The sequence below is a fragment of the Aggregatibacter segnis ATCC 33393 genome, assembly GCF_000185305.1.
Lineage (GTDB): Bacteria > Pseudomonadota > Gammaproteobacteria > Enterobacterales > Pasteurellaceae > Aggregatibacter > Aggregatibacter segnis.
On the sequence record NZ_GL622200.1, the window covers coordinates 745,395 to 764,911 of the forward strand.

At 41.3% G+C, this 19,517-nt stretch carries 15 protein-coding genes and 3 tRNA genes; 8 read left to right on the top strand and 10 right to left on the bottom strand.

Going from position 1 to position 19,517, the window contains the following annotated elements:
- From tsaB to rnd, 4 genes are all read left to right on the top strand, one after another.
- Positions 1–723: a tRNA (adenosine(37)-N6)-threonylcarbamoyltransferase complex dimerization subunit type 1 TsaB gene (gene tsaB, locus HMPREF9064_RS05865; protein WP_006717772.1), complete on the top strand. Its 723-nt coding sequence runs from the start codon at positions 1–3 to the stop codon at positions 721–723.
- A gap of 31 nt (positions 724–754) precedes the next feature.
- Complete coding sequence (locus tag HMPREF9064_RS05860) at positions 755–1,309, top strand: Slp family lipoprotein (protein ID WP_006717774.1); 555 nt, start codon at positions 755–757, stop codon at positions 1,307–1,309.
- A 66-nt stretch (positions 1,310–1,375) separates the two neighbouring features.
- A complete protein-coding gene (gene fadD / locus HMPREF9064_RS05855) occupies positions 1,376–3,067 on the top strand; it encodes a long-chain-fatty-acid--CoA ligase FadD (protein WP_006717777.1) in 1,692 nt (563 codons plus the stop codon).
- Positions 3,068–3,130: 63 nt separating this feature from the next.
- On the top strand, positions 3,131–4,288 hold the full coding sequence (rnd, locus tag HMPREF9064_RS05850; RefSeq protein WP_006717779.1) for a ribonuclease D: 1,158 nt from the start codon (positions 3,131–3,133) through the stop codon (positions 4,286–4,288).
- Positions 4,289–4,371: 83 nt separating this feature from the next.
- Here rnd and HMPREF9064_RS05845 read toward each other — a convergent pair whose 3' ends face one another.
- The 5 genes from HMPREF9064_RS05845 to pgsA form a co-directional block, all read right to left on the bottom strand.
- Positions 4,372–5,757 (bottom strand): cytochrome-c peroxidase, encoded by a 1,386-nt coding sequence (locus HMPREF9064_RS05845; protein WP_032997838.1) that lies wholly within the window; start codon positions 5,755–5,757, stop codon positions 4,372–4,374.
- 917 nt (positions 5,758–6,674) lie between these two features.
- Positions 6,675–6,750: transfer RNA gene (locus HMPREF9064_RS05840), tRNA-Lys, on the bottom strand.
- A gap of 49 nt (positions 6,751–6,799) precedes the next feature.
- Positions 6,800–6,886 (bottom strand) — tRNA-Leu (locus tag HMPREF9064_RS05835).
- Position 6,887: 1 nt separating this feature from the next.
- Positions 6,888–6,963 (bottom strand) — tRNA-Gly (locus HMPREF9064_RS05830).
- 154 nt (positions 6,964–7,117) lie between these two features.
- A complete protein-coding gene (gene pgsA / locus HMPREF9064_RS05825; RefSeq protein ID WP_006717782.1) occupies positions 7,118–7,675 on the bottom strand; it encodes a CDP-diacylglycerol--glycerol-3-phosphate 3-phosphatidyltransferase in 558 nt (185 codons plus the stop codon).
- A gap of 186 nt (positions 7,676–7,861) precedes the next feature.
- Here pgsA and metC point away from each other — a divergent pair, with 186 nt between their 5' ends.
- Entirely contained in the window at positions 7,862–9,055 is a 1,194-nt protein-coding gene (gene metC / locus HMPREF9064_RS05820) for a cystathionine beta-lyase (RefSeq protein ID WP_006717786.1), read from the top strand.
- 200 nt (positions 9,056–9,255) lie between these two features.
- Positions 9,256–10,317, top strand: a complete 1,062-nt coding sequence (locus HMPREF9064_RS05815) for a porin (RefSeq protein ID WP_032997840.1) — start codon at positions 9,256–9,258, stop codon at positions 10,315–10,317.
- A gap of 135 nt (positions 10,318–10,452) precedes the next feature.
- Here HMPREF9064_RS05815 and dnaJ read toward each other — a convergent pair whose 3' ends face one another.
- Complete coding sequence (gene dnaJ / locus HMPREF9064_RS05810; protein ID WP_006717790.1) at positions 10,453–11,577, bottom strand: molecular chaperone DnaJ; 1,125 nt, start codon at positions 11,575–11,577, stop codon at positions 10,453–10,455.
- A 61-nt stretch (positions 11,578–11,638) separates the two neighbouring features.
- Between dnaJ and HMPREF9064_RS09890 the strand changes: the two genes are divergently transcribed.
- Positions 11,639–11,863, top strand: a complete 225-nt coding sequence (locus tag HMPREF9064_RS09890) for a hypothetical protein (protein ID WP_155811784.1) — start codon at positions 11,639–11,641, stop codon at positions 11,861–11,863.
- On the opposite strand, the gene HMPREF9064_RS05805 is transcribed toward HMPREF9064_RS09890, so the two are convergent.
- The 3 genes from HMPREF9064_RS05805 to dnaK all read right to left on the bottom strand — a co-directional run bounded on the left by HMPREF9064_RS05805 (position 11,847) and on the right by dnaK (position 15,611).
- Entirely contained in the window at positions 11,847–13,115 is a 1,269-nt protein-coding gene (locus HMPREF9064_RS05805) for an O-acetylhomoserine aminocarboxypropyltransferase/cysteine synthase family protein (protein ID WP_006717792.1), read from the bottom strand. The genes HMPREF9064_RS09890 and HMPREF9064_RS05805 overlap by 17 nt on opposite strands.
- Positions 13,116–13,190: 75 nt before the next feature.
- Entirely contained in the window at positions 13,191–13,589 is a 399-nt protein-coding gene (locus tag HMPREF9064_RS05800; protein ID WP_006717797.1) for a GyrI-like domain-containing protein, read from the bottom strand.
- Positions 13,590–13,709: 120 nt separating this feature from the next.
- On the bottom strand, positions 13,710–15,611 hold the full coding sequence (dnaK, locus tag HMPREF9064_RS05795) for a molecular chaperone DnaK (RefSeq protein ID WP_006717799.1): 1,902 nt from the start codon (positions 15,609–15,611) through the stop codon (positions 13,710–13,712).
- 335 nt (positions 15,612–15,946) lie between these two features.
- Here dnaK and HMPREF9064_RS05790 point away from each other — a divergent pair, with 335 nt between their 5' ends.
- Positions 15,947–17,383 (top strand): YdgA family protein, encoded by a 1,437-nt coding sequence (locus HMPREF9064_RS05790; RefSeq protein WP_032997841.1) that lies wholly within the window; start codon positions 15,947–15,949, stop codon positions 17,381–17,383.
- 356 nt (positions 17,384–17,739) lie between these two features.
- On the opposite strand, the gene argS is transcribed toward HMPREF9064_RS05790, so the two are convergent.
- Positions 17,740–19,473 (bottom strand): arginine--tRNA ligase, encoded by a 1,734-nt coding sequence (gene argS, locus HMPREF9064_RS05785; protein ID WP_006717803.1) that lies wholly within the window; start codon positions 19,471–19,473, stop codon positions 17,740–17,742.
- Positions 19,474–19,517: the final 44 nt, after the last annotated feature.

Sequence of the window (19,517 nt, forward strand, 5' to 3'; positions counted from 1 at the left end):
ATGAAAAATGTCACATTATTAGCTTTAGATACTGCAACAGAAGCTTGTTCTGTTGCTTTGTTACGTGGTGGTGAAAAAACACATTTAGCGCAATTTGCACAGCGTGAACATACTAAACATATTTTGCCGATGGTGGATGAAATTTTGGCTCAAGCAGGCATTACGCTACATCAAGTGGATGCCCTGGTTTTCGGTCGTGGCCCGGGTAGCTTTACCGGTGTGCGCATTGGTGCAGGTATTGCGCAAGGCTTAGCCTTCGGGGCTGAATTGCTGGTGATTCCTGTGTCCAATTTGGCCGCAATGGCACAAGCTGCCTATGTGCAATATCAGGCGGAAAATGTGTTGACAGCCATTGATGCTCGTATGAATGAGGTGTATTTTGCCCAATGGCAGGCGCAAAAAGTGCGGTCAGATTTCGGCGAGTTTTTAGATTGGCAGCCGATGATTGCCGAGCAGGTTTGTAGCCCGTCAAACGTCATTGAGCAGGTATCTCAACAACATCATGAAAACGCCGTTTTAGCAGGAACCGGCTGGGCGGCTTATCCTGAGTTAAAAGAAGCGAATCTTGGTAAAGTGACAGAGATCACCTTGCCTTCCGCTTTATATATGCTGGATTTGGCATTGCCAAAATGGTTTGCCGGCGAGACCATTAGCCCGTTGGAGATTGAGCCGATTTACTTACGCAATGAAGTGACGTGGAAGAAATTGCCGGGGCGAGAATAGATTTTAATCACCTTTTGAGAGGAGCATTAAAATGAGCAAAAAAATAGGGTTAATATTGACCGCACTTTCTCTTGTTTTAACCGGTTGTGTGTCGGCGCCGCAAGGGTTAGAGCCAAAACAATTTGATGCGTTAAATTTAAATAACATTCAACAGCAAGATTATGATTGTCGTTGTGTGAAAGTACGTCTGGGCGGCAAAGTGATTTCCGCTACCGCATTAAAAAATCAGACAAAAGTGGAAGTGTTGAACCAAACGGTCGCGTATTTCTCTGCAAAACCGATGATTGATAGCCACAGTAATGGGCGTTTTATTGCTTACTTAAACGGCTTTGTGGATCCGGAAAACTTAAAAGATCAATATATTACCGTTGCCGGTGTGCTAAGTGGCAAAGAGCAGGGCAAAATTGATCAAGCGGATTACAGCTATCCGGTGGTGCAAGCCCATCAATATCGTCTTTGGAAGCTCGTGCAAGAATATTATTACGATCCGGACGACATGTATGATTACGGACCATTTTATCCATACGGCTGGTGGGCGCCGAGATTTATGTGGGCCGAACCACGCCTTCGCTATAATTTGTATTAAGTTTGGGCGGAATGTTAAAATTCCGCCTCATTTTATAAAAATAAAGAAAAAAGAGAAGGAATCACTATGACTAAACCTTGGTTTCAAAATTATCCGGAAGGCTCTGAGCGTGAATTGGATACGTCAGAATATGATTCGATTTTAGATATGTTTGATAAAGCGATTCGTGAACATCCCGACCGCGCCGCTTATATTAATATGGGACAAGTGTTAACGTTTCGTAAATTGGAAGAACGCAGTCGTGCTTTTGCAGCCTATTTGCAAAATGAATTGAAGTTAGAACGTGGTGAGCGTGTGGCATTAATGATGCCGAATTTGTTGCAATATCCTATCGCGTTATTTGGGATTTTACGTGCCGGTCTTGTGGTGGTGAACGTGAATCCGCTTTACACACCACGCGAGTTAGAACACCAGCTGCAAGACAGTGGCGCTAAAGCCATTGTGGTGGTGTCTAACTTTGCCTCTACGTTAGAAAAAATTGTTTTCAACACTTCTGTGAAACACGTTATTTTGACCCGTATGGGCGATCAGTTGTCTTTCGGTAAACGCACATTAGTGAACTTCGTGGTGAAATACGTGAAGAAACTCGTGCCAAAATATAAGTTGCCAAATGCGGTCACGTTCCGTGAAGTGTTGAGTGTCGGTAAATATCGTCAATATGTGCGTCCGCAAATGGAACGCGATGATTTGGCCTTTTTGCAATACACAGGTGGCACTACGGGCGTAGCAAAAGGGGCGATGTTGTCGCACGGCAATATTATCGTGAATGTGTTCCAAGCCAAGTGGATTGCCCATCCTTTTGTGGGTGATCGTAGTCGTGAGCGATTAGCCATTTTGGCCTTGCCGTTGTATCACGTTTTTGCCCTCACCGTGAACTGCTTGCTGTTTGTTGAATTGGGGGTGACTGCCGTATTAATTACGAACCCGCGTGATATTCCGGGTTTCGTAAAAGAACTGAAAAAATATCCGTTTGTGGCGATTACCGGCGTGAATACCTTGTTTAACGCCTTGTTAAACAATGACGAGTTGAAGAACGTGAATTTCTCTGCCTTAAAACTTTCCGTGGGCGGCGGTATGGCGATTCACCAATCTGTTGCCACTCGTTGGCATGAATTGACCGGTTGTAACATTATTGAAGGTTACGGCATGACAGAATGCTCTCCGCTAATTGCGGCATGCCCGGTGAATGTGGTGAAGCATAACGGCAGTATTGGTGTGCCGGTCCCGAACACCGATATTCGAATTGTGAAAGAAGACGGTTCTGAAGCGGCTCTCGGTGAAGCAGGGGAGTTGTGGGTGAAAGGCGAACAGGTGATGAAAGGTTATTGGCAACGCCCGGAAGCCACCGCAGAAGTGATCAAAGACGGTTGGATGGCAACCGGTGATATTGTGATCATGGATGAAAGTTACAGCTTGCGCATTGTGGATCGCAAAAAAGACATGATTTTGGTGTCCGGTTTTAACGTGTATCCGAATGAAATCGAAGATGTGGCGATGTTAAACAATAAAGTGGCTGAAGTGGCGGCAATCGGCGTGCCAAATGACGTGTCCGGGGAAACCATCAAACTCTTCGTTGTGAAGAAAGAGGACAGTTTAACCCGCGATGAATTACGACAACACTGCCGCAAATATTTAACCGGCTATAAAATTCCAAAAGACATTGAGTTCCGTGAGGAATTGCCGAAAACCAACGTGGGTAAAATTTTACGTCGTGTTTTACGTGATGAAGAAATTGCGAAACGTGCGACAACTGCCTAAGTTATTTTATTAATCAATGCGAGAGAGAATGTCGCTTTACAGCACATTCTCTCCTTTATTTCTATGACATATCAAATAAAAGAATGTAACACCCCGCCACGCTTTCAATTAATTACAGATGATCAGGCATTGTTTGATGTTTGTGAACAGGCAAGAACACAAAGTGCGGTGGCATTAGACACTGAATTTGTTCGGGTCAGAACCCTGCACCCGAAATTAGGGTTAATTCAATTATATGCCGGTGATGAAGTGGCGTTAATTGACCCGACAATGATTCAGGATTTTTCCCCTTTTATTGCCTTACTTGCCGATGAAAGCGTATTGAAAGTATTGCATGCCTGCGGTGAAGATTTGGAAGTTTTTCAACATTATTTCCAACAATTACCACAGCCTATGTGCGATACACAGGTGATGGCGAATTTTCTTGGTTTTGCCGGTTCTGCCGGTTTTGCTACGTTGGTACAACATTATTTCCACATTGAAATTGATAAAGGGGCGTCACGCACCGATTGGTTGGCGCGCCCGTTATCCGAGATACAGTTACGATATGCCGCTGCGGATGTGTGGTATTTGTTGCCTTTATATGTACAAATGCAGACACAATTGGCACAAACCGAATGGCAAAGTGCGGTCAAAAATGAATGTGAATTTTTGCTGCACAAACGGGCACATGCTGTTAAAAATCCTGATACGGCTTATTTTGCGATTCCGAATGCGTGGAAGTTAAATCGCTTAGAATTAATGCGTTTAAAATTGCTCGCAAAATGGCGCATGGAAGAAGCTATGAAACGGGATTTAGCATTGAATTTTGTAGTTCGTGCAGAAAATTTATGGCAAGTGGCAAAATACAATCCGAAGAATACGTCGACTTTATTGGAGCTCGGCTTGAGTACGGCGGAAGTCCGCATTCACGGTAAGAAATTGTTGCAAATTATTGATCAGGTGAAACGCATTTCAGAGGAGGATTATCCGCCGCCAATTCAACGTTTGGCGGATGATTCGCGCTATAAAGCCGCATTGAAAGCATTGCAGCAACAATTAATTCAGATTGCTCCGGCGAATTTACCGAAAGAAGTGATTGCCAGTAAACGTCATTTAGAAAGTCTGATGAAGTGGCACTGGCGAAAAGAAACGGAGGATGAGCCGCCGGAATTATTAAGTGGTTGGCGTAAACCCTTTGGTGAAAGGCTGTTGGAATCCTTAAAAGCATTTGATGCATAAGATATTTAAATAAAAAAGTGCGGTGAATTTTTACGACGTTTAAAAACGTGTTGAAAATCCACTGTACTTTTTATTGATGGTGATTATTGCAATTTCTTACCTTCAAATTCACCAGTGAGACTTTCTAAGAAAGACGTAATGTCATCAATGTCTTGTTGTTGAGGTTTTACGTTGCTTTGATATTGCAACATAATTCGAACAGCTTCTTTCAAGTCTTTTGCAGAAGCATCGTGCATATAAGGCGTAGTTAATGCGATATTACGCAATGACGGCACTTTAAAGCGATGCATATCATACGGATCCTTGGTTTGTGCGAAACGACCTTGATCGGCTTCCGTGATTGGTGTGCCGCGATCTTTGAAGTAATCGCCATAAATACCCATGTATTCGTAAGATTGTCCGCCCATATTCACACCGGTATGGCAGGTATCGCATTTATGTTTCTTAAACAATTCGTAGCCTTTTAATTGCTGCTCATTTAATGCGGTTTTATCGCCTTTCAAGTAACGGTCAAAATCGCTATTTGGCGTGATTAAGGTTTTTTCATATTCACCGATAGCGTGGGTTAATGTCGCTTGGCTCACTTCAGGATACACTTTTAAGAATTCTTTTTTGAATTCTTCATCCTGTTTAAATTTCGCTACGATGTCATCCCAGGTGTGGCTGCCCATTTCAACTGGGTTAATCGGTGGTCCACCTGCTTGGTCAGCAAGATCGATTGCACGACCATCCCAGAATTGGACGAAGTTAAATGCGGAGTTAAATACGGTTGGTGCGTTGATGCCGCCTTTTTTGCCTTCAATACCGATAGAGACATCCAAGCGGTCAACCCCACCTTTGTCGAGTTGGTGGCAAGTTTCACATTGAACGGTACCATCTTGAGAGAGGCGGTCATCCATAAAGAGTTTTCGACCGAGTTCTACTTTAGCCGGATCGGTCATGATGGAATCCGGAATTGGTTGGATCAGGCTGTGAGGATTTGTCCCTTCCGTGTTTGCAGGTAAAAAGGCTTTACGTTGTTCGCGAATCCAATTTAATAGCGTGGTTTTTTCGTTTTCATCCGGACGACTTCCCCAGTGAACATGGCGGAATGTTGCTACCGGCATTTCATTATTTTCAATCACGCGTTCAAGTTTTGCTAAATCAACTTCAGATAATTTACTCGGATCTTTTAAACCATCCAGTAATTTGTTTAATAAAAAGACGCGTTTACCTGATTCAATATCGCGACTTAAGATGGAATCCGCTAACGGAAGATTAGCATAGAAAGGCAAATCAGCATTAGGGGAGTGGCAATATTGACAACCGTTATCTAACAAGATTTTGGCAACCTTTTGTTGCTCAGCAGAGTAATTACCCTCAGCAAGTAATTTTTCTGATTGCCCCTTATCATATAGATGAATATACCCAACAACGCCTAAATAACCTGCAATCGCGATGACTGCGGCTTTAAGTGCAAATTTTTTCATAATCATGCTCCAATATTAAAAAAGTAAAAACAGCAGGGCGATTATGGCTAAAAACAGAATCTAACTATATGATTTAAATCAATAAACTTGATTTGAAAAAGCAATGGATTTAATCGCTTTTATTAATCAAAAATAGGTAATTGAGTGAAAAATATGCACTTAGAAGGCTTAAAAATACAATAAATAAGGCAAATTAAAAGGTGATTATCAATAGGTAAAATCAAACGTGGAAACCAAGCGATATAAGACAAATTCTTGTATATAAAAGAGAACCGCGCCGAATTCGACGCGGTTTGGTTTCACCCGAAGGTGAGTTCATGGTTTTTCAATGCGTTAGGAGTGACGTCAATCTAACAAAATCAATTTGATGTTCAGCTTGACTTGTTTTAAGCCTTTCTTTTCATTCTCGCTTTTTGAGAGAAGCAGAGCGCCACAAATGGGACGTATCTAGTGATGCATATAGTTGCTACTGTTCTCCAGCAGCTGAAACTTTCGTTCCTTATATCCTAAGATATTCGCCTTGACTCCATCCCTTTCACCGCTGTTGCTACTTTATAACGACTAAAGAAAGAAGCGGCAACATTCATGTTGAAGTATTACAGTTATAATAGGAATAGGCCTTTGACTCTTGGCCGATAGCCTTGTTGAAGACACCCAAGGAATCATCAAATTGTCCTTGTGTGTAATTCTCTTTCTATATCGAACCCTTCCGAATCATTCATAATAGAATTGCTTATTCTCACGTACAATCAAACGTTGTTTTTCAAGTGGAGCTAAAACTGTTAAGGCTATTTTCGATAATTGTTATAAGGAGAGGGAGACGCATTTAATAAATAAGGGTAACGCCTTATTTTATTCATTAAAGAGAAAATAAAGATTAAGAGAAAGAATATATCGAATAATTGGGAATTTATATTTGGTGGGTCGTGAAGGATTCGAACCTTCGACCAACGGATTAAAAGTCCGCTGCTCTACCGACTGAGCTAACGACCCAACGATATGATTTAAAAGGGGAATTTAATAAACTAAGGAGTGTATTAAATGGTGCCCGAGGCCAGACTTGAACTGGCACGCCTCGAAAGGCGAGGGATTTTAAATCCCTTGTGTCTACCGATTCCACCACTCGGGCTTGGAGCGGGAAACGAGGCTCGAACTCGCGACCCCGACCTTGGCAAGGTCGTGCTCTACCAACTGAGCTATTCCCGCATCATTATTTAGCAGTGCTAAACAACGGAGTGCATTTTACTTATTTATGATTGTGAGTCAAACAGAAATTTAAAAAAAATTATTTAACTGCTTAAAAAAAATTCAACTTTGGAAAATACACGAAATAAAAATACCTTCAAAAACGACCGCACTTTTATTTGCGCAAGTCTTCTAATAGACTGTCTTTAGCCGCATTCAGATATTGCAACATAGACCAAATTGTTAAAATGGCAGCAACATAAAGCAGAACTATGGCAATGATTTCCATTGCGGTATTATAACGCCATAACAATCCACCTAACGCAAGCATTTGGGAGGTTGTTTTTACTTTGCCTAACCAAGATACTGCGACTTTACTGCGGCTACCTAATTCAGCCATCCATTCACGTAAAGCAGAAATAATAATTTCTCTTGAAATGACCACGATTGCGGGAATCGTAATCCAAAAAGTATGGTTATATTCCACCACTAAGACCAAACCCGCGACCACCATAATTTTATCCGCGACAGGATCCAAAAAGGCTCCGAATCGGGTGGTTTGTTTCCATTTTCTTGCTAAATAGCCATCAAGCCAATCGGTGACACCGGCAATGAAGAAAAGTAGAGTAGTTAAGAAAGGCGCCCAATCGAAAGGTAAATAAAAGGTAATAACAAAGAAAGGAATCAAAATAACGCGAAAAATCGTAAGAAAAATGGGAATATTAAGTTTCATGATTCATTTTGCTAGAGGTGAATAGTGTGCTTATTCTAAATCAGATTCTTCCCTTTTAAAATGCCAATTTAGAAATTTGATTTAAAAAGAAACTCTAGTGATGATAAGAATTTGGCGTTAATATTTTTAACGGCAAAAACGACCGCACTTTTACTCGATTTTTTTATTATTTTATAGGATGTCATCATGTCAGAAAAATCTCTTGCAACCGCGTTAGTTCATGCGGGCAGAAAAAAACGTTATACCCAAGGCGCCGTTAATCCAGTGGTGCAACGTGCTTCTTCTTTGGTTTTTGATTGTTTAGCCGATAAAAAACACGCCACAATGAATAGAGCAAAAGGTGAACTCTTTTATGGCAGACGCGGCACACTAACACATTTTGCTTTGCAAGATGCAATGTGTGAATTAGAAGGTGGTGCAGGTTGCTATTTGTATCCTTGTGGTGCTGCCGCTGTGACAAACAGCATTCTGTCCTTTGTACAAACCGGTGATCATATCTTAATGACCGGTGCGGCTTATGAGCCTACACAAGATTTTTGCAATATCATTTTGCAAAAAATGGGGATAGCAACCACATATTATGATCCGATGATTGGCGAGGATATAGCCCGCTTAGTTCAACCGAATAGTAAAGTCTTATTTCTTGAATCGCCGAGTTCGTTAACCATGGAAGTGCCTGATATTCCAGCCATTGTGAAAGCGGTGCGAAAAGTAAATCCGGAAATCGTGATTATGATTGATAACACGTGGGGCGGTGGCGTTCTTTTTAAAGCTTTAGAACATGATATTGATATTTCCATCCAAGCGGGGACGAAATATTTAGTGGGACATTCTGACGTGATGATCGGTACCGCCGTGTCTAATGCTCGTTGTTGGGATAAATTGCGTGAGCATTCCTATTTAATGGGACAAATGGTGGATGCCGATAGCGCTTATACGACAGCTCGTGGTTTACGCACGTTGGGTATTCGATTAAAACAACATGAGGAAAATAGCATTAAAGTGGCACAATGGTTGGCACAACAACCTGAAGTCAAAGCCGTATATCATCCGGCATTGCCAAGCTGCCCAGGGCATGTATTTTTCCAACAAGATTTTCTTGGAGCAAGTGGTCTATTTTCATTTGAATTAAAACAAAAGCTTACTCAACAACAGTTAGAAGCATTTATGGATCATTTTGAATTATTTACGATGGCGTATTCTTGGGGCGGCTTTGAATCGCTTATTCTTTGTAATCAGCCGGAAGAAATAGCCAAAATTCGCCCGAATATTTCACGTAAATTAGAGGGAACGCTGATTCGTATTCACGTTGGTTTGGAAGATGTTGATGATTTAATTGAAGATTTAAATGCCGGGTTTAGACGATTAAATGCAATTTGAGAACGTTTTTTCCTAAATTGACGTAGGAAAATGTGATCTGTATCAGAAAATAGGTAGAAAAAAAGGAACTTTTTATTGACGGTCTGGTTTTTCTTTGGCAACATTTAGTCGCTTCAAAAGAAGTAGCTTGGACTATTCGCAATTTGAAAAGTTCAAATTTACCTTAATAACAAGTAAGTTCTGAAAAAGGAATGATGATTATGAAAAAGACAGTAATCGCATTAGCAATCGCTGCTTTAGCAGCGGCAGGCACTTCAAGTGCAGCAACAGTTTATAACCAAGATGGTACTAAAGTTGACCTTGGCGGTTCTTTCCGTATCTTCTTAGGTAAAGCAGGTGAAAACCAACGTGGTGATTTAATCAACGATGGTTCACGTATTAAAGTAAATGCATCTCACGCGTTAGACAACGGTTTATCTGCATTTGTTGGCTATGAAACTCGTTTCAACGGTGACCAAAAATCTAACCAACCAAGTTCTACCACTGGTTTTGGTAATATCACAACAAAAAAATTATTTGTTGGTTTCGGTTTTGAAAACGTAGGTAAATTAAGCTTTGGTCGTCAAGCGACTACTTCCGATGATGTGTTAGGCGACAGCTTATACTACCGCTCTGGTAACTACAACCTTTTAACTACCGATGCTGATAAATCTATCAAATTCCGTTCTGCTGACTTCGCAGGTTTCAGCTTTGGTGCTGACTACTTATTCGGTCATGCTAAAAAAGACGTTGCAGGTTATAAAAGTGGTTACGGCGTAAGCGCATTCTATAACTACGATTTCGCTGAAAACCACAAAGTTGATGTTGCAGCGGGTTACACAGTTGATCAATTTGATACAGCAGGAAGTACTGAAACTAACCAAAAAAATCATAACTGGTTGTTAGCGACTCACTATCAACTTAACGATTTCTACTTCGGTGCGGCATATGGTCAAGGTGTAGAGAAATACAGATCTGCTGAAAGCCAAAACAGAACTAAATTTATCTTCTTAGAATCTAAATATGACTTAAATGGTCTTACCGGTATTCCATCAACTGTTGGTTTACAATGGCAACGTTTAGGTACTAAATATGATGAAAACGCAGTTTCAGCACAAGATAAAGCGAAAACTGTGAAAAATCAATATATTGCAGTGGTTGACTACAAATTCAACAAATATGTAGTGCCTTATGTACAATATACTCGTGAAACTGTTAAAGATAACGAAGGTCTACGTACTAACGAAAATATCTTCGGTGCAGGTTTACGCGTACACTTCTAATTTGAGTTAATACTCATTGAAAAGACCGACATTATGTCGGTCTTTTTTTATACCTAAGTTTTATACGTAAAAAAGTGCGGTAGAAATTTTGAGTATTTCTACCGCACTTTGGTTTTGTTTTGGATTAGGTTAACTTTACTTTGTTAGATCATCAAAGAAACGTTTTACACCATCTAAAAAGCTAGAAGATTTAGGACGCTGTTTCGTTTGCCCTTCCAAGCTTTCTTCAAGCTTCCTTAGCAATGCTTTTTGTTCTTCGTTGAGTTTCACCGGTGTTTCTACCACAATTCGACAGATTAAATCACCGGCATAACCGCCACGTGAGGTAACGCCTTTGCCACGCATACGGAATAATTTGCCGGTTTGGGTCTCTTCCGGGATTTTTAATTTAACGCGTCCATCCAATGTTGGTACTTCAATTTCACCCCCAAGAGCAGCCATAGTGAAGCTAATCGGCACTTCACAATAAAGGTTGCTGCCATCACGCTCAAAAATGTGATGCTCTTTCACATGGATTACAACATATAAATCGCCTGCCGGTGCCCCATTTTCACCTGCTGCGCCTTCGCCTGATAAGCGCAATTGATTTCCTGTATCTACGCCGGCCGGGATTTTTACGGAAAGGTTTTTCGGTTTATTCACTCTGCCGTCACCGTGGCAAGTTTTACACGGTTTCTCAATTTTCTTACCGGTCCCATGACAGAAATGACAAGGTTGTTCCGTCATAAAGAAACCTTGTTGGCGGCGTAAGCGGCCAGCACCGTGACAATGTGGACAGGTTTCCACTTTTGAACCGGCTTCAGCGCCAGAGCCATGACAAGTTTCGCAAGGGGCAAGCGTATGAATTTTAATGTCTTTTGTCGTGCCTTTGACGGCTTCTTCAAGGGTGATTTCTAGGTCATAGCGTAAATCATCACCACGCACAACACGTTGGCGACCACGTCCGCCGCCACCGAAGATATCCCCGAACATATCGCCAAAAATATCGCCGAAATCTGCACCGCCAAAACCACCACCGCCGGCACCAAAACCTTGTTCAAATGCGGCATGTCCGTATTGATCATAGTTGGTCCGTTTTTGCTTATCGCTCAGTACTTCATAGGCTTCTTGGATTTCTTTAAATTTTTCTTCTTTCGCTTTATCACCTTGAGTTCTGTCCGGATGATATTGCATAGCAAGCTTTTTATAGGCTCTCTTAATTTCCTTTTCATCGGCGGATTTAGAAATGCCGAGAAGTTCGTAGTAGTCTTGTTTTGCCATAATGTTTCAATTTTCCGTTTAAAATATCAAATGCTACTTTTATGATTGTCTATTGTATTACATGAACAATATCGCTAAAGACAAAATGATACCAAAAGGCAGAAATATCAAGAGCCAACACATGAATTTATTAAGGCATGGTTCGGCTTATTTTCGTTTGTTACAGTCAAACGAAAGCCAACAAACTAAAGTGAGCCGTCTATATTTCTGTTACGATATGATTTTGTCGTTGTTCAAAGAGGCAGGCCGATTGTCTGCCTTGAATACCATCATTTTGCTGCATTGAAGGCTTGTTCTAAGTCAGCCAAAATATCTTGAACACTTTCAATACCACAAGAAAGGCGAATTAATCCTGCGGAAATGCCTGCTTTTTCTAATTCGATTTCACTTAATTGGCGATGCGTTGAGGTCGCAGGATGTAACGCACAAGTACGAATATCCGCCACATGCACTTCACGCGAGGTCATTTGTAAGGCATTTAGCCATTTTGCCGCAGCGTCTTTGCCCCCCTTGATTTCAAAAGAAATGACACCACACAAACCGTTTGGTAGGTATTTTTGTTTGAGCGCGTAATCCGTGGAACTGATTAACCCCGGATAGCTTACTTTTGCTACTTGTGGGTGTTTCTCCAAAAACTCAGCCACCGTTTGTGCATTTTCATAATGACGTTGCATACGCAATGCAAGGGTTTCCATGCCGACATTCAATAAGAAACTGTTTTGCGGTGCCGGTGTTGCGCCTAAATCACGCATTAATTGCACGCGCGCTTTAACAATATAAGCGGCAGGGCCAAATGTTTCCGTATAGACTAAACCGTGATACGTTTGGTCCGGTGTGCTTAATTGCGGATATTTGCCGTTATTCCAATTAAAGTTGCCACCATCCGTAATAGATCCGCCAAGTGCAATGGCATGGCCATCTAAATATTTAGATGTGCTATGAATAACCACGTTTGCGCCAAATTCGATTGGGCGGCAAAAATAAGGAGTGGCAAAGGTGTTGTCGATTAGTAACGGTGCCTGCGCAGCTTGGGCTAAGGCAGCAAATTTTTCAATATCTAGCACTCGTAACGCCGGGTTTGCAATGGTTTCGGCAAAAACAGCTTTGGTATTTGGACGAATAGCCTTTTTGAGTTCTTCGAGCGGCAAATCTTGATCCACAAAACTGACTTCAATCCCCATTTTTTTGAACGTGTGTGCAAATAAATTGTAGGTGCCGCCATAGACACAAGAGGAAGAAATAAAGTGATCACCGGCTTCTAAAATATTCAACATGGCATAAAACACCGCCGATTGCCCTGAGGCGGTACACATTGTCGCCACACCACCTTCAAGTGCGGTAATTTTTTCTTCTGCAGCATTCGTGGTTGGATTTGCCAGGCGAGTATAGAAATAGCCAGCCGCTTGCAAATCAAATAATTTACCGATTTCTTCCGCAGAGTCGTAAGTGTAAGTCGTACTTTGTACGATGGGTTGAACACGCGGCTCACCATTTTTAGGGCTATAGCCGGCATGGAGACATTTTGTTGCAAATTCCATTATTTTTCCTTGGGTTGTGTTTATTTTGAGGGGAAAAGTGCGGTCATTTTTTATAAAATTTTACACACTTTGAGCTTAACAATGTGGTTCAACGGCGATATAAATTTCTACTAAACCATCAGAGTGGTATTTTTCAAAATCCACAGAATAAGCCCGCTTAAGTAAGCCTTGTTGTTCTTTTTTCCAGATCAGTTGCCATGTTTGATAAATTTCATCTGCTTGGCAACGAAAAACTTCGTAGAAACTCAAATCTTCAATTTCAATCGCCGGGATATCTGTCTCTAATACGGCTTCACTTGCAATCGCAAAATCATAGTCTGCTTGGTAATTCGCAGCATAATTAAAATAAATGCCATAACAATAGTGACCTTGTGGCAGTTTATCGAAATTATTTTGCCAAAGGGTTGGGATGATCTTATTTGCTATGTTGTTATTTAAGCGTTGTTGTACGATTGGGTAGAGTTTTAGCGCCATTTGTTCTCCTGGTTTATTTTTTCTGACTTCACTTTTTTAAATAAAGTCAGAAAAAATTGTGGTTGATGAATGCACCAAAAGGGCGTATTGCTACGCCCTTTTATTTTAGTGAGAGTGAAACTACTTATTATCTTTCACTTCTTCAAACTCAGCATCCACAACATCATCGTTTGGTTTGCCGTTGCTTTGCGCTTGTTGTGGCTCACCTTGCGGTTGTGCTGTTTGTGCAAGTTTTTGTGCAACTTCGGCAAGGGCTTGAAGTTTGGCTTCAATCACTGCTTTGTCTTCGCCTTTCACTGCTGCTTCTAAGTCGCTTAATGCGCTTTCAATAGCGGCACGATCTGCAGCAGGTACATTGTCACCGGCTTCACTTAATTGTTTGCGGGTGCTGTGTACAAGGTGATCTGCTTGGTTGCGAGCTTGTACTAATTCTTCAAATTTACGGTCAGACTCCGCGTTCGCTTCGGCATCGCGTACCATTTGTTGAATTTCTTCATCACTTAAACCGGAAGATGCTTTAATGGTGATTTGTTGTTCTTTACCTGTGCCTTTGTCTTTCGCAGAAACGTGGATGATACCGTCTGCATCGATGTCGAAGGTTACTTCAATTTGTGGCATACCACGCGGAGCAGGGTTGATGCCTTCAAGGTTGAATTGACCTAAAGATTTATTGGCAGAAGCCTGTTTACGTTCACCTTGTAACACATGAATGGTTACCGCACTTTGGTTATCTTCCGCCGTTGAGAACACTTGCGATTTTTTGGTTGGAATCGTCGTGTTTTTCTCAATTAAAGTGGTCATCACACCACCCATGGTTTCGATACCTAATGATAATGGGGTAACGTCTAACAACAATACGTCTTTTACATCACCAGCTAACACACCGCCTTGTACCGCTGCACCAATTGCAACAGCTTCATCCGGGTTCACGTCTTTACGTGGTGCTTTGCCGAAGAATTCTTCCACTTTTTGTTGAACAAGTGGCATACGGGTTTGACCGCCCACGAGAATAACATCATCAATTTGAGACGCTGTTAATCCGGCATCGTTTAATGCAACTTTTACCGGCTCAAGGGATTTCGCCACTAAATCTTCCACTAAGGATTCTAATTTCGCACGAGTCAACTTGATGTTTAAGTGTTTAGGACCGGTTGCGTCCGCCGTGATGTAAGGAAGATTTACATCGGTTTGTTGTGCGGAAGAAAGCTCAATTTTTGCTTTTTCACCGGCTTCTTTTAAACGTTGCATTGCAAGCGGATCTTTGCGTAAGTCAATGCCTTGTTCTTTTTGGAATTCATCGACTAAATAGTTGATCACACGGTTATCGAAGTCTTCACCCCCTAAGTGAGTATCACCGTTGGTTGCCAATACTTCAAAGGTTTTTTCGCCACCCACTTCATCAATTTCGATGATAGATAAGTCGAATGTACCGCCCCCTAAGTCGTAAACCGCGATAGTTTTGTTACCTTGACCTTTATCTAAGCCGTAAGCTAGTGCGGCTGCAGTAGGCTCGTTGATGATACGTTTAACTTCTAGGCCTGCGATACGACCTGCATCTTTGGTTGCTTGACGTTGCGCATCGTTAAAGTAGGCAGGCACGGTAATAACCGCTTCAGTAACCGGTTCGCCCAAGAAATCTTCGGCGGTTTTTTTCATTTTTTTCAACACTTCGGCAGAAATTTGCGGAGGTGCTAATTTGTCGCCTTTCACTTCAACCCATGCATCGCCATTATCGGCTTTTGTAATAGTAAATGGCATGATGTCGATATCACGTTTTACTTCAGCATCTTCAAAACGACGGCCGATTAAACGTTTGATTGCGAATAAGGTGTTTTTTGGGTTGGTCACCGCTTGGCGTTTTGCCGGTTGACCGACTAAAATTTCGTTATCATTTGTATAAGCAATGATTGACGGCGTGGTGCGATCGCCTTCTGCGTTTTCAATCACACGTGGTTTATCGCCATCCATCACAGCAACACAAGAGTTTGTTGTACCTAAGTCAATACCAATAATTTTTCCCATTTGTTTTCTCCTCGTAAAATTTTAAATTCGGTGTAATGGTTTACGGATTGTAAGATGTGGATTGAATTTTGCATTTCAAGGCATTTATTTAAAAATTTTTTCAATGCATGAAAAGTGCGGTTCGAAAATCAGATGGATTTTCAGTGCTAGCTTTACCCAAAGGCTTGTTGCTAGAACGGCACATTTGCGGTTCAATCCTGATTCGTTTTGTAAAATGAGGATAAAAGTAAGAGATTCAAGAGGAAGAGAAAAATTTAGTGATCTTTTTTCTAAAAAATCAAATTTGTGCTAGATTAGCCGAGCTATTTCACTTTTTATTTATTAAGGACAGAGGTATGAAAAAATCAACGTTAACGTTAGGTGTTATTGCTGCATTAGGTGCCGCCTGGGTTGGTGGTGCATGGTACACGGGAAAAGTGGCAGAAGAAGAATTTGTCCATCAAGTCAATCTCGTGAATAAAGATCTTAGCCAATCAGCTGATTCTCTCGGTTTGGATATTCGCTTTGATCATGTGTCTTTCGAGCGTGGTTTATTTAGTTCTAAAACTAAATATGACATTTTAGTGGCTGAGCTTGAAAATCCGAGCAAAACGTGGACGTTGCCATTTGAGGGGACGTTATACCATGGCCCGTTGCCGTTAAATCAGCTAAGTCATTTTAATTTCATGCCAAGTCTGTTTTCCAGTGTGGATTTGATCACTAAAAATGAAACAACAGCCCCTTGGTTTGAAGCAACAAAAGGTAAAACACCGATTACGGTGACTACCTTTGTCGATTATAACCAAAGCGGATCTTCTCATGTGGATCTTGTGCCTTTTGAAGCTGTGATGGAAGAAGGAACATTGGCTGTGAATGGCTTGGATATGAAACTGGGCTTCAAGCGCGATGGTGTGAATAAATTAGATTTTGCGCTGAATAAACTTCAATATAGTGAGCCGGATAAAAATGCTTCTGTTGAATTCAACGATTTGAAAATTGATGCTGAGTATCAACGCATTCCCGAATGGACGTATCTTTCCACCGGCAAACAATCTTTGTCAGGCGGTGCGGTGAAGTTCAATGCAATAGATTCTGAAGGAAAAAACAATCACGTTGAATTTAAAAATTGGAAAGTCGATTTTGATACGGTAAGAAAAGATAACATCTTAGATTCCGGGGCAAAAATTGTATTTAACGGAATTTCTGTCCGTGATTTTGATTTAGGAGATTTAACCATTGATATGGCGTTAAACCACGTTGACGGTGAAACCTTTAACCAGTTAATTCAGGTTTATAACGAATCCGCGAAACAACAGCATGATGAGCTTACCGATGAGGAAGTGCAGATCACGAAAAAATTTATTGATACTCAACCGCAGTTTATCTTAAATCCGACACTTAGCAATAAAGCCGGTAAATTAGCTTCCAATTTAGATATTTCTATGGCAAGCGCTGATTTTGAAAATGCTATCGGCCAAGGAAAGATTTTCCGTTTGTTTAACCACTTTATTTTCAAAATGGATGCCAATAAAGAAGCGTTAATTGAGGAAGCTGCGACGGTATTGCAGTTAGACCGACTTGATGATAAAGAACAGGCAACTAAAGTGGCAACAGAACAAGTTAATTTAGGCGTTAAAAATGGTGTGCAGCAAGGTATTCTGGTTGAGGACGGAAAATCCGTTAAACTCGATCTTGTGCTGGAAAAAGGTGAGCTTAAATTAAACGGAAACGTGATTCCGGAAGAACAGGTGGCTTCAATGTTGTTCTTAATGGTGATGTCAATGGGACAGTAGTTTATATCAATATCCCTCGATAATATTGTGCATATAAAGTGCGGTCGATTTACAAAACGTTTTGAATGTCGACCGCACTTTCTGTTTATAGCGCCTTTCTTATCAGAGAATAAATTGATGTAAAACCGTGAGTGAGTTCACAAAATTACAAATAACCGTTTGCTTTATAATGTCATGTTGCTATCCTTAGCCCCAACAAAAATAAGTGCTATACAAATAGCCAAACATATTTTGCTTTCCGAGTAGTGCCTCCTGTGAGGCACTTTTTTTTACCCGATTTTTTTCATTCTTGATGGCATGATTTTAAGCATAAAAAAATCCCGCCATAAAAAGCGGGATGTGATTTATTAATGAGATTACATTTTCTCAACGGTTTTAATGCCGAGTAAATCCAATCCTTGTTTTAGCGTTCTTTCTGTTAACAACGCCAGTTTTAAGCGACTGAGTTTCACTTGATGATCGTCATTATTCAGAATCGGGCAATGCTCGTAGAAGGAAGAGAATACGCCGGCCAATTCGTATAAATAAGCGCAAAGTACATGCGGTGTACCTTCTTTTCCAACCACTTGAACTGCCTCTTCAAATTGCAATAATTTGATTGCCAAAGCACGTTCTTTTTCATCAGTAATGCTTAATGTGGCTTGTTCCACTTCGCTTAGGGCTATTTGGCTACGATTGAAAATCGAACGAATGCGGGTGTAGGCATATTGCATATAAGGCGCTGTGTTGCCTTCAAAGCTCAACATATTGTCCCAGTCGAACACATAATCCGTGGTGCGGTTTTTCGATAAGTCCGCATATTTCACCGAACCGATACCAACAGCTTCAATGACATCCGCTTTTTCTTGTTCAGAAAGTGCGGTGGATTTTTGTGAAATTAATACGCCCGCACGTTCAATGGCTTCGTCTAATAAATCGGCCAGTTTTACGGTGTCACCACTACGGGTTTTGAATGGTTTTCCATCTTTGCCTAACATCATGCCGAAATTTTTGTGTTCTAGCTGGAAACTGTCCGGCACATAGCCCGCTTTACGGGTGATGAGCCAAGCTTGTTGCATATGTTGGCTTTGGCGAGTGTCGGAGAAGACTAACGCACGATTGGCTTTTAAGGTTTCATAACGATATTTGGCAGCCGCGATGTCGGTGGTGGTGTAAAGGAAACCGCCGTCTTTTTTCTGCACAATAACACCCATTGGATCGCCGTCTTTATTTTTGAATTCATCCAAATAAACCACTAATGCGCCGTCATCTTCTACGGCCAAACCTTGTTTTTTCAGATCTTCAACAATGCCCGGCAACATTGGGTTATACAAACTTTCACCCATCACATCTTTGTCTGTTAAGGTCACATTGAGACGATCGTAGTTGTGTTGGTTTTGTTGCATAGTGATTTTCACCAGTTTTTGCCACATAGTGCGGCAATACTCATCACCACTTTGCAGTTTTACAACATAGTTACGGGCTTTTTCGGCAAAGACCGGATCTTCGTCATAATGTTTTTTTGCTGCGCGATAAAAGGCTTCTAAATCGCTCAATTCCATTTCGCTGGCATGTTCGTTTTCCATTTTTTCCAAATAGGCAATCAGCATACCGAATTGAGTACCCCAGTCGCCTACATGGTTGGCGCGGATGACGTTGTTACCTAAAAATTCAAGTGTGCGTACAACGGCATCGCCAATAATGGTGGAGCGTAAATGTCCCACGTGCATTTCTTTGGCAACGTTCGGGGAGGAATAGTCCACAACCACGGTTTGTTTTTCCGGATTGTGTACACCTAATTTCGGATCTTGTACAGCGCGGCTGATGTTGTCTGCAAGCCAAGTATCTTTTAGAAAAATGTTAATAAATCCCGGGCCGGCAATTTCCGTTTTTTCTGCAATGTCTTGTAATTCGGCTTTGTCTAATACGCTTTGAGCAAATTCACGTGGGTTTAATCCCAATTTCTTGGCGGCCGGCATGATGCCGTTAGCTTGATAATCACCAAACTGCACTTTGCCCGATTGGCGAACGAGGGCTTCACATTGTGCGTCGGCACCGGCTGCAATCATCGCCTGTTTGATTTTTTCGGATAAAATAGATTGAATATTCACGGCTGAACCTTAATTTTTTGAAATAAGTTTGGGCTGATAAAAAA

What these genes read in the sequence shown, in the direction of transcription:
- HMPREF9064_RS05800 (WP_006717797.1), bottom strand. Translation starts at nt 13,589, where the DNA reads ATGGCGCTAAAACTCTACCCAATCGTACAACAACGCTTAAATAACAAC.
- HMPREF9064_RS05815 (WP_032997840.1), top strand. Translation starts at nt 9,256, where the DNA reads ATGAAAAAGACAGTAATCGCATTAGCAATCGCTGCTTTAGCAGCGGCA.
- HMPREF9064_RS05805 (WP_006717792.1), bottom strand. Translation starts at nt 13,115, where the DNA reads ATGGAATTTGCAACAAAATGTCTCCATGCCGGCTATAGCCCTAAAAAT.
- rnd (WP_006717779.1), top strand. Translation starts at nt 3,131, where the DNA reads ATGACATATCAAATAAAAGAATGTAACACCCCGCCACGCTTTCAATTA.
- metC (WP_006717786.1), top strand. Translation starts at nt 7,862, where the DNA reads ATGTCAGAAAAATCTCTTGCAACCGCGTTAGTTCATGCGGGCAGAAAA.
- HMPREF9064_RS09890 (WP_155811784.1), top strand. Translation starts at nt 11,639, where the DNA reads ATGAACAATATCGCTAAAGACAAAATGATACCAAAAGGCAGAAATATC.
- HMPREF9064_RS05790 (WP_032997841.1), top strand. Translation starts at nt 15,947, where the DNA reads ATGAAAAAATCAACGTTAACGTTAGGTGTTATTGCTGCATTAGGTGCC.
- pgsA (WP_006717782.1), bottom strand. Translation starts at nt 7,675, where the DNA reads ATGAAACTTAATATTCCCATTTTTCTTACGATTTTTCGCGTTATTTTG.
- dnaJ (WP_006717790.1), bottom strand. Translation starts at nt 11,577, where the DNA reads ATGGCAAAACAAGACTACTACGAACTTCTCGGCATTTCTAAATCCGCC.
- fadD (WP_006717777.1), top strand. Translation starts at nt 1,376, where the DNA reads ATGACTAAACCTTGGTTTCAAAATTATCCGGAAGGCTCTGAGCGTGAA.
- HMPREF9064_RS05845 (WP_032997838.1), bottom strand. Translation starts at nt 5,757, where the DNA reads ATGAAAAAATTTGCACTTAAAGCCGCAGTCATCGCGATTGCAGGTTAT.
- HMPREF9064_RS05860 (WP_006717774.1), top strand. Translation starts at nt 755, where the DNA reads ATGAGCAAAAAAATAGGGTTAATATTGACCGCACTTTCTCTTGTTTTA.
- tsaB (WP_006717772.1), top strand. Translation starts at nt 1, where the DNA reads ATGAAAAATGTCACATTATTAGCTTTAGATACTGCAACAGAAGCTTGT.
- dnaK (WP_006717799.1), bottom strand. Translation starts at nt 15,611, where the DNA reads ATGGGAAAAATTATTGGTATTGACTTAGGTACAACAAACTCTTGTGTT.